Origin of the sequence: Methanocalculus alkaliphilus, assembly GCF_024170505.1 — an archaeon.
In the GTDB taxonomy this organism is placed as follows: Archaea; Halobacteriota; Methanomicrobia; order Methanomicrobiales; family Methanocorpusculaceae; genus Methanocalculus; species Methanocalculus alkaliphilus.
Window position 1 is genome coordinate 55,449 of the sequence record NZ_JALJYG010000011.1, and the last position, 14,407, is coordinate 69,855.

Annotated in this window: 15 protein-coding genes; 10 read left to right on the forward strand and 5 right to left on the reverse strand. The window is 51.1% G+C overall.

Annotated elements, in window-relative coordinates:
• The first annotated feature begins 2 nt into the window (after positions 1-2).
• The 3 genes from J2T58_RS08375 to J2T58_RS08385 are packed head-to-tail and all read left to right on the forward strand — an operon-like array spanning position 3 to position 2,114.
• Complete coding sequence (locus J2T58_RS08375; protein WP_253488770.1) at positions 3-338, forward strand: hypothetical protein; 336 nt, start codon at positions 3-5, stop codon at positions 336-338.
• Between the two features lie 31 nt (positions 339-369).
• Entirely contained in the window at positions 370-906 is a 537-nt protein-coding gene (locus J2T58_RS08380) for a hypothetical protein (protein WP_253488773.1), read from the forward strand.
• Positions 906-2,114, forward strand: coding sequence for an SPFH domain-containing protein (locus tag J2T58_RS08385; protein WP_253488776.1), 1,209 nt, complete (start codon positions 906-908; stop codon positions 2,112-2,114). The genes J2T58_RS08380 and J2T58_RS08385 overlap by 1 nt, the downstream gene beginning before the upstream one ends.
• 47 nt (positions 2,115-2,161) lie before the next feature.
• On the opposite strand, the gene J2T58_RS08390 is transcribed toward J2T58_RS08385, so the two are convergent.
• The 4 genes from J2T58_RS08390 to J2T58_RS08405 form a co-directional block, all read right to left on the reverse strand.
• Positions 2,162-2,434 carry a hypothetical protein gene (locus tag J2T58_RS08390; protein ID WP_253488778.1) on the reverse strand — a complete coding sequence of 91 codons (273 nt, stop codon included), beginning with the start codon at positions 2,432-2,434 and terminating at the stop codon, positions 2,162-2,164.
• 16 nt (positions 2,435-2,450) lie between these two features.
• On the reverse strand, positions 2,451-2,840 hold the full coding sequence (locus J2T58_RS08395; protein WP_253488780.1) for a hypothetical protein: 390 nt from the start codon (positions 2,838-2,840) through the stop codon (positions 2,451-2,453).
• A gap of 152 nt (positions 2,841-2,992) precedes the next feature.
• Entirely contained in the window at positions 2,993-3,790 is a 798-nt protein-coding gene (locus J2T58_RS08400; RefSeq protein WP_253488783.1) for an esterase/lipase family protein, read from the reverse strand.
• A gap of 6 nt (positions 3,791-3,796) precedes the next feature.
• A complete protein-coding gene (locus J2T58_RS08405) occupies positions 3,797-4,582 on the reverse strand; it encodes a 4Fe-4S binding protein (protein ID WP_253488786.1) in 786 nt (261 codons plus the stop codon).
• A 122-nt stretch (positions 4,583-4,704) separates the two neighbouring features.
• On the opposite strand from J2T58_RS08405, the gene J2T58_RS11130 reads away from it, so the two are divergent.
• The gene (locus tag J2T58_RS11130; protein ID WP_301287520.1) at positions 4,705-4,830 is read left to right on the forward strand and encodes a hypothetical protein; all 126 of its coding nucleotides are present in this window, start codon (positions 4,705-4,707) and stop codon (positions 4,828-4,830) included.
• Positions 4,831-4,924: 94 nt separating this feature from the next.
• Here the strand turns inward: J2T58_RS11130 and J2T58_RS08410 are convergent, their stop codons facing one another.
• The gene (locus J2T58_RS08410) at positions 4,925-5,665 is read right to left on the reverse strand and encodes a YkgJ family cysteine cluster protein (protein WP_253488789.1); all 741 of its coding nucleotides are present in this window, start codon (positions 5,663-5,665) and stop codon (positions 4,925-4,927) included.
• A 268-nt stretch (positions 5,666-5,933) separates the two neighbouring features.
• Between J2T58_RS08410 and J2T58_RS08415 the strand changes: the two genes are divergently transcribed.
• The 6 genes from J2T58_RS08415 to J2T58_RS08440 all read left to right on the forward strand — a co-directional run bounded on the left by J2T58_RS08415 (position 5,934) and on the right by J2T58_RS08440 (position 14,226).
• Positions 5,934-7,508 carry a B12-binding domain-containing radical SAM protein gene (locus tag J2T58_RS08415; RefSeq protein WP_253488791.1) on the forward strand — a complete coding sequence of 525 codons (1,575 nt, stop codon included), beginning with the start codon at positions 5,934-5,936 and terminating at the stop codon, positions 7,506-7,508.
• Between the two features lie 133 nt (positions 7,509-7,641).
• Positions 7,642-8,259, forward strand: a complete 618-nt coding sequence (locus J2T58_RS08420) for an archaellin/type IV pilin N-terminal domain-containing protein (protein ID WP_253488793.1) — start codon at positions 7,642-7,644, stop codon at positions 8,257-8,259.
• 1,008 nt (positions 8,260-9,267) lie between these two features.
• Positions 9,268-10,734 (forward strand): ATP-binding protein, encoded by a 1,467-nt coding sequence (locus J2T58_RS08425; protein WP_253488794.1) that lies wholly within the window; start codon positions 9,268-9,270, stop codon positions 10,732-10,734.
• A 1,119-nt stretch (positions 10,735-11,853) separates the two neighbouring features.
• Complete coding sequence (locus J2T58_RS08430) at positions 11,854-12,507, forward strand: cobalamin B12-binding domain-containing protein (RefSeq protein WP_253488795.1); 654 nt, start codon at positions 11,854-11,856, stop codon at positions 12,505-12,507.
• 70 nt (positions 12,508-12,577) lie between these two features.
• On the forward strand, positions 12,578-13,666 hold the full coding sequence (locus tag J2T58_RS08435) for a sensor histidine kinase (RefSeq protein WP_253488796.1): 1,089 nt from the start codon (positions 12,578-12,580) through the stop codon (positions 13,664-13,666).
• Positions 13,667-13,761: 95 nt separating this feature from the next.
• Positions 13,762-14,226 carry a hypothetical protein gene (locus J2T58_RS08440; protein WP_253488797.1) on the forward strand — a complete coding sequence of 155 codons (465 nt, stop codon included), beginning with the start codon at positions 13,762-13,764 and terminating at the stop codon, positions 14,224-14,226.
• The last annotated feature ends 181 nt before the right edge of the window (positions 14,227-14,407 follow it).

Sequence of the window (14,407 nt, forward strand, 5' to 3'; positions counted from 1 at the left end):
CTATGAGAGCAGATGACAAGAGATTCCAGATGGGGTGGACAGCACTCGCCCTGATGGTTGGTGTGGCAATCCTCGTTGGCTGGATATCCAGCTGGGACATGAACATAACCGTATCGGTCTTCTTTATCGGTCTTGGACTGATCCTCGGAGGGCTTGGATTTGGTGTTGGCCCAAAGAATAACTATCTGATGATCTTCGCAGGTGTTCTTGGACTGGTTGGTGTGATCGCAATACTGCTCCGTCCCCCTGGCCCGGCATTTCCGGTAGCTCCGTTTCTTGGCGGTATAATCGTTGCCGCGGCACTTGCGTATATGGTGTATACCTATACTCAGAAATAATACCACTTTTGTGGAATGGAGGAGCAAAATAATGGCCGATTTACGAGAGAGGGTTGCAGAAGACCGGGGTCTTCTGAAGAATATTCAGCTTGCTATCCCGGGATTCCGTGGGTACCGGAAGAGAGAAGATCTCCGGATTGCAGACAGTGTTCTGAGAATTCAGCTTGCTGATTCGATCAAGTCAGAAGTCATGATTCCTCTTGATGGTGCGAAGGAAGCAGTTGCAAAGGCCCTGAATCTTGATGTAATGGGCGATATCTCTGACCTCGCTTCGAAGGTGAATGTGCTGGAGAAGAAGATCCGTCATGCTGATCAGGGGTATTCAGGGATCTCACCAAATTATCGTATCAATGAAGATCAGCTTGAAACACTCTATGATTATGATCTCAGCATGATCGAACTGATCAATGGTCTTGCTGCAGAAGCGGAGAGTATTCTTATGGATGCAGAGATGGGTGAGTTCCAATCGATGAAAGCCTCCTGCCATCAGGCAAAAAAGAATGTGATTGAATTTTTAAAGATCTTCAAAGACCGGCATACGACAATGGCTGATCTGGGGGCAGTCTGATGGGGCTTTTTGGTAGAAGGAAAGAATATCATGGCGGAGATGATATCGACGGTGCTGATTCGAGGAAGGGTTTCTACTGGATAGAGAACCAGAAAGGCGAGAACGTGATGTGGCGCCTTCCACGAAACATCCGGTGGAATGACAACGTCATGGTCAGGGAAGATGAGTATGGTATTTTCTTCCGTGATGGAAAAGCCATGCAGGTCTTTGACCGGCCTGACCGGTATGCGATGACGACACAGAATATCGCAGGCCTTCAGGCACTTGGAAAAGCTGTTGTCGGTATGACTCAGATCGGAGAGTTTTACTGGGTTCAGAAGCGTGATTTCCGCTCGAACTTCGGTACCTCCGAACCACTGAGTTTCCGTGATACCGATTTTGGTGTCGTCCGTATCCGTGTCTTTGGCCAGTATGCCTATCGGGTCGTTGATCCGATGCTCTTCATCACCCAGTTTGTCGGAACGAAAGGACTGACGAAGTCTGAGGAGATCATCGACTGGCTCAAAGACCAGATAGTGATGATTCTCAACGCCACCCTCGGTGAGCTGAAACTGAAGCAGAATATGGGTGTCCTTGACATGCCTGCATATCTGCAGCAGATCGAACAGATCTGTCTCACAAAACTCACCGGTGAGACCGAGCAGTACGGGCTGAAGATCACGAAGTTCGCCGGTTTGAATATCAACCTGCCTGAGGAAGTACAGCAGGCGGTCGATAAGCGTGGTGCCATGTCAGCTCTTGGCGTCAATTATATGCAGTACCAGTCCGGGCGAGCAATCGAGGATATCGGTCGTGGTGCAGCTCAGGGCGGTGCCGGTGAGGGAGCAGGGTTTGCAACACTTGGTGCCGGTATGGGTGCCGGTATGGGAATGGGTCATGTTATGGGCCAGTCAATGGCAGGTGGCATGGGCGCTCCATCCCAGTTTGGAGGTCCGGTTCAGCCGGAGCAGCAACCCGGTGCCCCGGCTCAGAAGTGCATCAAATGTGATCAGCCTGTTGTGCAGGGTGCAAAATTCTGCCCCCACTGCGGTGCGTCCCAGGCACCTCCGACGGTGAAATGTGGGAAATGTGACTTTGATGTTCCACAGGGTGCGAAGTTCTGTCCAAATTGTGGAAACCCAATGGGGGCGAAGGCCTGCGGAAAATGCGGTGCTGAGCTTGCACCGGGTGCCAGATTCTGTGCAGGCTGTGGTGAGTCTGTCGAATAACCGAAAGACCCTCTTTTTTTAAAAGAAAAATTTTGGATTATTCCCCTTCATGCCGCCTGCTTTCGCCTGAAGAGGAGGACGAAGAGGTATGGCATGATGAGGCGTGTCATGTATGAGGTGATGAGCGGGGTTGCACGGGCAAACGTCCATGAGAAGAGCCCCCCTCCCTTCTGACTGCTTCGGGTCCGCCTCCCCCCGCCAAAGAGGAGCCCTGCTACTGCTCCGATACCAAATGCAATGGCGATGGCGGCAATCGGATGTTTCCGGATACAACTCCTGCTCTTCTTTTGGATCTCCTTCTTCCCGATCTGTTTGTTCATCCTCATCCTCCCTCTCTCAGTCGCGGAGCCGTGCTGCGATCATTCCGAAGAGGAGGCCTGCACCGGCGGCGATGGCAACTGCAGGGATCGGGTTCTCTGTTACGAAGCTCTCAACCGAACGGACCTTCTTCTCGATATCGCCATGCTCTGCTTCGACATAGGAGCGAAGTTTCTCCTCTGCATCATGGAGCTTTTTTCTGATATCCTCGCCCGCCTCCTCGGCAACCTCCTCTGCTGCTTTGATCTTCTTTGGGACAACCTCCTGCAGCTTTCCCTCGGCATCATGGACGATATCCCAGATCTCCTCGCCGCTCATCGCCTCCTCCGACTCCCTCAGCTTCCTTGCCGCTTCTTCGAGTGCATCTGCCGTCTTCTTCTTCATGTCGCTTATCACGTCATCTGTCATTGGGAACACCTTCTCTCCTGGCAATGATTCCGCCTCTGGAATGGTTGGACAGAGGCAATCCTTCCTATATTGCCAATACTATATATAAATGTCTGAAAAAGCAGACCGGGGATACATGGCTGGCACAGGAGGTGATTCCTCCTCTTGATAGCTCATTCCCGCCCAAATTGGGTGATGTGCCGGAGGATCGCGTCCATGACCTCGGGATTCTTTGGAAGGGTGGTATGGCAGTACCTCCATGGTCGCTCTGTGAGCCGGATCGGATCTGATGGCACAACTTCATACCCTGCACCTGCGATGACGGAGTCCGTATGCGGGATCACCCCGTCGCCAGACCAGGTCGTCTTCCACTCCCCGTCTTCCCCATAGACCGGGGTCCTGCCTCCGAAGACCGGGAAGAATGCAGCTGATCTGGTGAGGTTCTCCCCAAGGATGAAATGGTAGCTGATATCATCCCGAAGGCCGGCTCTTTTGAGCGTCCTCATCGTCGGGCTCTTCGGCCGGACCTCCTGGACGAGTGCGTCATCATCGGGGATGTAGCCTTTCGGAACAAAGACGCCTGTAAGCCTGTTGATCATCTCTTCGCCGTGAACGGCATCGCAGAAGAGTTCGGCCATTGATGATCCGTTGTTTGGCGGCCCGATTCCGATCAGCTGGCGTACCCCTTCTTCCTTTCCACCGCCATCGATGACCTCAAGGAGGTACCGGGTGATATGCGTTCCCATCGAATGGGTGATGATATCGATATCGCCGGTATAGCCGGATTCCTTTCGTTTTCCGGCGATATATCTCTGAAGATCAGTGGCGACGGTTTCGGGATGGTCGTCGGTATAGGCAAATGCCCATGCCGGGATTCCATGGTTGGTGAGCCGGGTGATGAGATCTCTCCAGATGCCGGGATGGCTCTTCCAGCCATGCACAAGAGCGACCGGGTGATATTGATGGTTCATTGTATCTCAACGCTTCTTTCGCTGGTACCCCAGTGCCCCTTCCTGCGGGCAGACGTCAATGCAGCGGCGGCAGAGGTAGCATTCATCTTTGCGGTCCCCCTCTTTTGCCACATCTGTCGGGCAGGCCCTCTCACACTTTCCGCATCGGATACATGCATCGGTCCTCCGGATTGTATAGATCGCCGGAGTTGCTGCGACCTGGAAGATTGCTCCCACCGGGCAGATACTTCTGCAGAACGGCCGATAGATGCCTATTGAGAGGAGGAGGATCAGCAGGAAGACGAGCGATCCGACCGTCGGGCTGAGCCGGAAGAAGTCCGAGAAGCCAAAGTAATCGAGGAGTTCGATACCCGCCAGGAATGCGGCTGCTATCATGGCGATGAGGAACGCAACACGGATGCCACTGAGGAGGCCTTTCCGGGAGATGACGGCCTTCTTCGTCCTGATCATGTAGGAGACCTCCTGAACGGCTCCGATTGGACAGAGGTATCCGCAGAACTGCCTGCCGAAGAGGAGCGAAAGGATGCTGAGTATGCCAAGGCCGACTATGCCCGAGAAGAGGATGGTCCCGATCCGTTTCCCTTCGGCGAGATGTTCAAAGAGGCCCTGGAACTGGTGGGGTATCATCGGCGAGAAGGTGGCAAAGCCGAGGAGTATGGTGATCAGAAGGAGGCTGTACCGAATCCTCATTGAGAAACGGCCGGTTATCCAGAGGATCGCAGAGATGATTGTGAGGGAGATCGCATAGACGATCCCGATGAGAAGGAGGGGATTGAAGTTGGCACCAAACATTGATCTCTTTTTTGCCGGTTGAACGAAGAATCTTCTGGATCAGAGGAGGATGATTGTCGATTTATTCATGATGGGTTGTATATACAATAATGTTTATATATTAACATTACCAAGTGCCCATCATGAAGCGACTGATCATTCTCATCATTGCAGGCGTCTTCATTCTTCTGGCAGCCGCTCTTGTGGCGGGAGTCCTGATCCTGAAATCCGTGATGCAGCATGGTTTCCAGGATGAGGAGGAAGACTGAAGCGTCTGTATGAGGCAGGGAGCAGACCCGATTGCATCTTTGGTAGCTGTGCCCCGGAACAATTGTCATATTTTGATCGGGCTTTCAAGATCCCCTACCGCTTGCCGGGCCGGTGGGGAACCATCCCGCTCTCCCGGCAGTCGGCTGTTCCGTCCACGAAGGTTCCGTTGTAATAGATCTTCACCGGGACCGGCTCTCCCCTCCTGAAGGCGGCGATCTGCTGGTCGAGGATCTTTGGGACATGCCGGAGGTTCTCTTTTTGGAAGTGTGCCATGAGGGACTCGAGGAAGGCGATCTCCTGTGCAAGATATGCCTCCTCGTACGCCTTCACCGCTGCGGCTATCTCCTCTGCTTCAGCCCTTCCGATCTCGTCATGGTACTCACCATGCTGGTTGAGGCCCGCGATCTGCCGCCAGTCGATGGTGCCGTCATCGCCGGTCTCACGGTGGAGCATGTACGGATAGAGCCTGCAGATCCCCATCCTCTCTGTATAGATGGTGCAGCGGCGGTTCTGATCAAGGAAGTGGCAGCTGCCGTCCTCCTTGATCCTGATGGTGTATCCGGAGGTATAGAGGACGCCGGTATTGTCGCAGAACTCGAAGTACGGCGCCGGGATGAGTGCCTCGGGTGCAATGCTCCGCACCCGCTCCGTGTCTTCGTCCAGCATGAGGACATGGCCGTTGAACTCGCGGGTGCAGCAGCGGCCGCAGAAGGTGCAGGAGAAGCCGACATCCTGGATGATGGTGGCGAGATCAGCTTCGGGATAGGCGAGGAGGGCTTCCCGCTCAGTATTGAGGTGGTCGATCATCCGGGTGAGGCGGGGGGTGGCGGGCATCTGCATAGATGTTGCGTGTATGGGGAGAAAGGGGTTCTGGTGATGGATCCTTTATGACCGGGTATGTATGATTCTGGGTGGCGATCATCGTTGAAGGGTATTTGTCGAAGGTCGTTATCGAAAGGATATTCGCCTGATTTATGAAAGAGGTACATAGATATTTTTATTACTATTTGAAAATAAAAATTATCATGTGTCTGATTTGGTTATTGTATTTGTTTCTTTATTTCGGTATCGAAATTTTACTATCCGATTGTTGCATCCTCTTGTGAAGGAGATCCCTGGGGTTGTTCCTTACTCAGTATTTGTAAAGGACGTCTCGATTAACCGGTTCGAGTATCCCACAGAGGACGAAGAACGGCTTTTTCTTGATCTCATCGACAAATTACAGCCTGATATCGTCTCTTTTACGGTTCTGTCACCGTTTGCGGATGTTGCACGGAGATTAAGCCGGCTGGTCAAGGAGAAGCATCCTGATATGGTCATTATCTGGGGGGGCATCCATCCAACCCTCTATCCCGAGGACTGTATTTCTGATGTGGATATTCTCTGCATCGGTGAGGGGGAGGGGGCACTCACCGATCTCCTCACGGCTCTGCGGGATGGCCTGCCCTATAATCAGATTGCGAACCTCTGGGTCCGGGAGGGTGAGCAGATCTACAAAAACCCTCTTCGGCCTCTGATTGAGGATCTGGACTCGCTCCCGTTCCCCTTATATGGGGATGACTCCTTCTTCTTTATCGATACGAATTGTATAACGCAGGTTGATACGGTCTTTTCTGAACATGAACATCTGGTGCAGGCATCACGGGGCTGTCCCTGGAAATGCGAATATTGTGTGAACAGCCTTCTGCGCAATATCTTTACGGATCTGGGACCATATGTCCGGCGAAGATCGGTCGATAGCGTCATCGCAGAGCTGTCGGAGTATCTGGGGCGATCAAAGGGTATGACCCTATCGATATTTTTTATTGATGAGGTATTTGCTATAGAAAAAAAATGGATCGATGAGTTCACTACGAAATATCAGAACTTGACAGAGATCCCTTTTTCGGCGTACTACCATCCAAAACAGCTTAACCTTCAGATAATCGACCGGCTGGTCGGAGCCGGGCTTGCGGAGGTGGATGTGGGTATTCAGTCCGGGTCGGATACTGTCAGAAACACGATCTATGGCCGGCCGGGGACATCCGCGGAGATCATAAACCTTGCCAAAGAAGTCACCAGACGGAATGTGAAAGTCCGGTACGATCTCATCATGAACAGTCCGTATGATAACGAGGACGAGTTACGGGATACCATTCATCTTCTGCTTCAGCTGCCAAAACCCCTCAGCTTTAATCTCTACTCGTTGCAGTATTTCCCGAACTATCCCTTGACCACCCGTGCAGTACATGATGGATATCTCAGACCGGAGGATGCGACCAGGGACGCATTACTCAAACAGATCCAGCATGATTTCCTCAATGAGAAGGCATTCATCTACACCCCCCACCTCCTCCCGTTCAACCGGGTCCAGATGCTGAAGAATACTGTCTGGCTTGTCGTCTGGAACCATGTCAGTGATCGGATCGTCAGGCAGGCGGTCCTCTCCGATAGTCCCGGCTCAGGTCTCCTGCTCCAGTATCTGCATCTCAAATCCGTCCTCTTCGGGAGGTTTGATGGTGTCGGGGTCCATCCGCTCATCAGAGATGCTTTTCATGTGCTTGGATATATGCGGAGAGCTGAATTTATGACATTATTCTCCAAGATGAACCAGCATCTTCATCATAAGGATATGTTCCCGGATGAGCGTTCCGCAGTTCCGGTCCCGGTGGATGAGATTGAAGTGAAGAAGAATTGATGGGGGTTGGGATCCCTTTCCGTCAGCATTATCATCTACCGGGACTGTGTATCTCTTACGTGACCGTGATGGGGACCGTTCTGGTGCAGATAGAGATCTGCCTCAAGGCAGACCCGGACGGAGGAGATACTGTATGCGGGGTCTGTTGACGGGTTCAGCCAGGGGGTCATCGGGGCGTCTATCGATTCATCGAGATGAGGAGGGGGTGGCCCCGATCATTGGTGTTCTTCTGCTGGTTGCACTGACGATCCTGCTCTCGGCGATCCTTCTCTCCTCGCTCCAGCCGGTCCTCCCGGAGAAGCCCCCCTTCACCGCTGCCGTTGAGGGGCGGTTGACGATTGGCCATGAGATCGGGATGGGAACGACCTCACAGTTTGTCGAGCTTTACCATCGTGCCGGTGATCCGGTGCCGGTCCGTGATATGGAGCTGGTCGTGATGGTCCACAGGGGTGGGAATATGCTCCGGTATGAGCGGATCTCCGGTTTCCCTGTGACCCGTTTTGGTCTGGCGACCACTGAAGGCGATGATCTGACTGATAAGAGTGCTCTTGGAGAGGCCAGGCTGGGAGCACTCCACCCGAACCGGGACGGCATCTGGGGTGCCGGTGATACCATCGGGTTTCGGATCAAAACTGGCGGTGGCGGGATCACCCTCCTCCCCGGAGATACGGTGCAGGTCCGGATAGTGCATATCCCGTCACAGCTGATCATCGTTGATCAGTCGATGCGGGTGTTTCCAAAGCAGGGGTGAGGAGGCCCCTCATCGGCTTCCGGGAATGTGGCGTTCTCTGGTTGCCGGGTCGTTTCACTTTTTGATAAATATTGTCATATCCTGGCTCAATCTGGATTTCGGGGGATTTTGTTGTTGCAGGGGTGAAGATAGCTTGTCCTTGGCTTCCGGGAATGTGGCGTTCTTTGGTTGCCGGGTGGTTTCACTTTTTGATAAATATTGTCATATCCTGGCTCAATCTGGATTTCGGGGGATTTTGTTGTTGCAGGGGTGAAAATTCCTCGAATGTGGATTCACCTCCTTCTTCGACCGCTCATAACAAGGTGGGCAGGAATACAGGTCTGCCTGGTATTTTACAGGTGATTGAGCCGAATCAATCAAAACGTCAATTCAGGCTCCAATTCCGATTCAGGGCGATCCTGTATTTGATGGGCAATTATGGTAAAAAGAGCACTCATGAGGCTCCTCAAGAGATCGAAATGCTCAATCTCAATATCTTTGTCTTATCTCTGCAGGTGTTGGGAACTCGTAGAGATTTGGGAGTCAATGACTCCCAAATTTGACTCATCCCCACAGGTTTGGGGTACTCCTGTAAAAGCATTATCAGCAGCTCAGACCAACCGGCTCATCCCCTCATCAGAAATGCGTTTCATGCCTTCGGATATCTGCGGAGAGCCGAATTCAGGGGATTATTCTCCAGGATGAACGAGCATCTTCATAAGGATCTGTTGCCTGACATTCGATCCGCGGCTCCGTTTGCGGTGGGTGAGCATGACCTGAAGAAGGAGTGATGGGGGTGATCCGAACGGAGTGTATCTGGTTCTGCCCCTTCTAAAATGCACCATTGATGTATAATAATGATTATCTGTGGATGGGTTTAATATGAATTCGTAATATCATATCCCCCTCCTCCTGGAATCCCGCACCTGGCTCATTGCCGATGTCCCTAATGGGAAGTAGTGGCTCATCTGCCGGATGAGAGGAAGTGAATCGGTTGGATGGTATGGACGACGATGAGGTTGAGAGCTAATGGCCACGTATAAGGACGAATCATACTACCGGGATCTCATTCGGGAGCTCATCAGGTATGCCTATGAGCCGGAGTGGGCGGAGTTCAAGGTCAATAACCACAACCCGGAGGAGATTGGTGAGTATATCTCCGCACTTTCTAATGCCGCCGCCCTGAATGGCAAGACCCATGGCTATCTGATCTGGGGCATTGAGGATACGAGCCATGCAATCGTCGGAACGGACTTCTATCCATCCTCGAAGAAGAAGGGTAATGAGCCGGTTGAAAACTGGCTTTTACGCCTGCTAACCCCGAAGATCGATTTTCGTTTCCATGAGGTTGAGAAGGATGGGAAACATCTTGTGCTCCTGGAGATTGAAGCGGCATACCGGCACCCGGTCAGGTTCAAGTCCGGTGAGTTCATCCGGGTTGGATCGGTGAAGAAGCCGTTGAAAGATGCTCCTGATAAGGAAAGGGCTTTATGGCGTATCTTTGATGAGATCCCTTTTGAATCGGGAGTTGCTATGGATAGGATTGATGGTGCAGGAGTCCTGAAACTCCTTGACTTTTCCGCATACTTCGATCTCCTTGAGATTCCCCTCCCAACAAGCCATGATGGAATACTGGAGGCTTTGATCAGTGACAAACTCATTCGCCCATCCGATGCCGGAGGCTATACTATCACAAATCTGGGTGCGGTGCTGCTTGCGAAAAAGCTCTCACCATTTGATAAACTCTGGCGAAAGAAGCTCAGGATTATCAGGTACAATGGCACAGGAAGGATAGAGGGTGAGCGGGAGATTGAGATCGAAAAGGGATACGGAAACGGATTCTCTGAGATCATGTCCCAAATCAGGAACCTGCTGCCGTCAGGGGAGGTCATCGAAGATGGAATACGCAGGACCATTCACCTTTACCCGGAGATTGCAGTTCGTGAGCTGGTCGCTAATGCCTTGATTCACCAGGACTTCTATACAACTGGAACAGGGCCGATGGTCGAGATCTTCTCAAACCGGATCGAGATTACAAATCCCGGGGAGCCCCTTGTTGATACTGAACGCTTTTTGGATACGCCCCCGACTTCCCGAAACGAGCATCTGGCATCATTGATGCGCCGGTTCAGCCTTTGTGAAGAGCGAGGGAGTGGCATCGATAAAGTCATCACCCAGGTTGAGCTTCATCACCTGCCCGCACCACTATTCCAGGTTCCACCCGGCTTTACCCGTGTGGTGCTCTTTGCTCCACGCAAGCTCTCTGAAATGGATAAAAGAGACAGAATACGGGCAATTTATCAGCATGCCTGCCTCAGATATATGAACCGGGAAACACTTGTAAATTCATCTGTTCGGGAGCGATTTGGAATTGATCCAAAGTTAAAGTCATCAGTTTCAAAATACATCCGTGAAGCTCTGGATGCTGGTGTAATTCGATTATCAAATCCAAAATCCTCAGATAAATATCGATCATATGTACCTTACTGGGCATAGTTGGATAGTGAAATATCTCTATGTAAACTTTTAGATCCATCTTAGTTGTCGGTTAGTTCACACCTGTTTTATCCATGCTTCAAATCGGTCATTATGCTTGTGGATTCCGATTTTATGTTGTTTCTTAGTTGTCGGTTAGTTCACACCTGTTTCCATCCATGCCTCAAATCGGTCATTATGCTTGTTGATTCCTATTTCGGGTTGTTTCTTAGTTGTCGGTTAGTTCACACCTGTTTCCATTCATGTCTCAAATCGGTCTGTATGCTTGTGGAGTCGAATACATTTTGTTGCCGCACTCTTGATCAGATCAGACAGGATATTGACTCTTCACCAAATTTCTGATCGCCAACTTCCCTGATCCCTGAGCAAATATCAACTGGGTATTCTGGTGTCATCCTCACTGTGGATCCCTTTCTACACAAGCGACAGTGAATGAGAAACTGTAGTTGAGATGGGAGAGAGACTAGTAACAAGAGGTGGGGCGCGAAGCGCCGACTATCCTCACTGGCGGGGCGATCAGCCCCGCTTGGTGACCTTCAGGTTGCCCCCACCGAACGCCGAAGGGGGGATGGCAGTACCCCCCGGAGGATGTTCGGGACTCGTTCTATCAAGACATATGCACATTCGCTACAGTAGAGGAGATATCTTTTGATCCGTTCTGATCTCAAACAAACTGTTTGAACCCACAACATTGTCGAATTGTAACTGGTCAGCTATACTTGCCGCCATCAAAGGGGTGTTCAGGAGAGAACCCTTTATGCCCACGGTGGCTTGCAGGTATAGCTTACAGTTACCAAAAATGTTAATCCGTTTCCGAGTCTACTATAGTTTAATGGTCAATACCTCCGATCAAGCCCTCTTAATCTTCTTTGTGGATGATGAGCCCGACATCCCGGGAGATCAGATAGAGGAAAACTTTTTCGGTGGCTTTGGCAGAAAAACGGCTTTGGAATCGTCCTCGCCCGCGAGATCCTCGCCATCACCGGGAGTACAATTCAGGAGACCGGAACCTACGGCAAAGAGGCGAGGTTTGAGATTGTAGTGCCGGAGGGGGTATGGAAGAAGGGTGAGTTTTGCGAGTGCAATAAACAGAGGAGATAAGCAAAAGGAGGAAATAAAATGAGTTCTCTGGTGACTGAAGAGATCTATCTGAGCTATCTCAATGCTCTGGTTGCAGGAGATCGCATCCCTTGCATGGAGATTGTTCAGGAGCTTATCAACAAGGATATCCAAATTCCAGATCTCTACCTGAACCTTTTCCAGCGGTCACTATACCGGACAGGAGAGCTCTGGGAGCAGAATCTGATCTCCGTATCTGTTGAGCATCTGGCTACTGCCATCACCGAACGGCTGATGGCTCTTATTGAGCCGAAGATCTTTGAAGGAGGTTTTCGAAGACATTCTGTCATCGTCGCCTGTGTAGCAGATGAATACCACCAGCTCGGTGCCCGGATGGTTGCTGATCTCTTCGAGCTCAACGGATGGCGCGGATATTTCCTCGGTGCAAACACCCCGGTTCAGGATCTGCTCATCATGATTGATGAGAAAAAACCTGATCTCGTCGCTCTCTCGCTCTCTATCTACTTCAACCTCCCAATCCTCCTGGCGACACTTGACCGCATCACAGCGCTGCACCCCGATCTCCCCATACTTGTTGGGGGCCAGGCATTCAGGTGGGGAGGTACCAGGGCATTAGCAGAATACTCCACAGTCATCTACATCCCCTCGATAGAGGTCCTGGAGAGCGTTATGGAGCAGTACCATGACCAGTGATCAGTACGCTCTGGCCGAATGTGAAATAACCTAATACGCACTTCGGTATCTCGCCGATGATGCAGAATGCATGATGCTGATTCTCAATCGTGAGGGGATAATCTCGTATACAAACCGGTATACAGAAACGATAGCCGGGATCCCACTCTCAGGCAAACACCTCTCCACACTCCTTCTCCATGGATCTACCAGAGATACTGATACCAGGAGTATCCTCGACCAATGGAGAACTGGATCTCCCCCACATCTGATGAATATCAGAACGGCAGATGGAAAACCCCTATCATTTCAGATTCATATCTATAATACTCAGAATGGCCACATCATATTCGGGCAGAGAGATTCAGCTGGCTCTGAAGTATTGATCAGAGAGATCCTTGCACTGAATCAGGAGCTTACCACTATGACCCGGGAACTGAATCAGAATAATTCCGAACAGGCCCGTCTGAATGAGATGAAGAACCAGTTCCTGGGGATGGCTTCCCATGATCTCCGCAATCCGGTTACGATCATAATGATCTCAAGTGATCTCCTCCTTGATGGAGTCCCGGATGGGGAAGACTCCGATGAAACAAAAATGCTCAGGAGGATCAGAACTGCCGCTGCACGGATGAGCCAGGTGATCAATGACTTCCTCGATGTCAGCATCATAGAATCCGGCCAGCTCAGAATGAATATCCAGCAGGTTGATATCCCGGATCTGCTCTGGGATGTACAGCAGAACCTTTATCCGGCAGCAAAAAAAAGGAACATTGCCCTGGAGACCATAACAGATCCGGATCTGGTGAGCCTCAGAATCGATAGGGGGAAGATTGAGCAGGTTCTAACCAACCTTGGCAGTAATGCTATTGAACACTCACCTTCAGGAGGAACCGTGATCATCCGAAGCCTGCGTATACAAGAAGAGATCAGGTTCCAGGTAGAGGATAGAGGTGTTGGTATCCCGCCTGAGATCCAGAAAAAACTCTTCAGCCCATTCTCAGGTAGTGGTAGAACAAAGAGAGATGGGGAGCGAAGTATTGGTCTTGGTCTGACCATCTCACGGAAGATTGTTGAAGCACATGGCGGAAAGATGTATGTCGAGAGTGCATTAGGGACTGGATCCACCATTGGGTTTACGCTCCCTGACTCAGTACTTGTTCCGGATAAGCCGGAATGAGTTCCGGTGTATCTCACGTGGTTCTTCGAAAATCGGGATGAATTGTGCCAAAGTATGAATATACATTGTTAGATTCATGAAAGGAGGGATTAGTGATGACAAAGGAGAGACTGATTGAATCGGCAGAAAAACTGATGCAGCCTGGGAATCAGGCAGCCATACACTTCGAAGAGACCCATGCTGTGATAGCAGCAGAACTGAATAACCGGATGAGAGGGCGGCCGGATGTTGAGAGGCTGATCGGTCCGGACAATATACAGATGATGGAGAATAACTCACGGAATCTCTGCCGTTTTCTCGCATCGCTCTTTCGCCATTATGAACCGAACGTCCTCGTTGAAACAGCTCTCTGGGCAGTCAGGACATACCGCGGGCATGGGTTTACTATAGCCTACTGGCCAGCCAATCTGGATACCCTGGCTGAGATACTCGAGGAACGTTGTGATGATCAGATTTATAACGAACTGTATCCATTCATCAACTGGCTGATTATTCATATCCCGCTATTCATTGAGATAGACGATGAGATAAACAGTGTAGAGAGCCAGGCGGTCCGGTAGCAGTAAGGTGATGGGGTGAAAAGAGAGCGATATATGAGGCTGTCGCACGACTCAAGAGGGCGGGAATAATGGGGAGAAAGTGGAGGCATCTCACTTTGCGAGGCAGCTCCCATGATCCGTTGAATTTCATCACTCCGAATCAACAATCAGCCATCCCCAGCGATCTCTTCCCCATCATTTC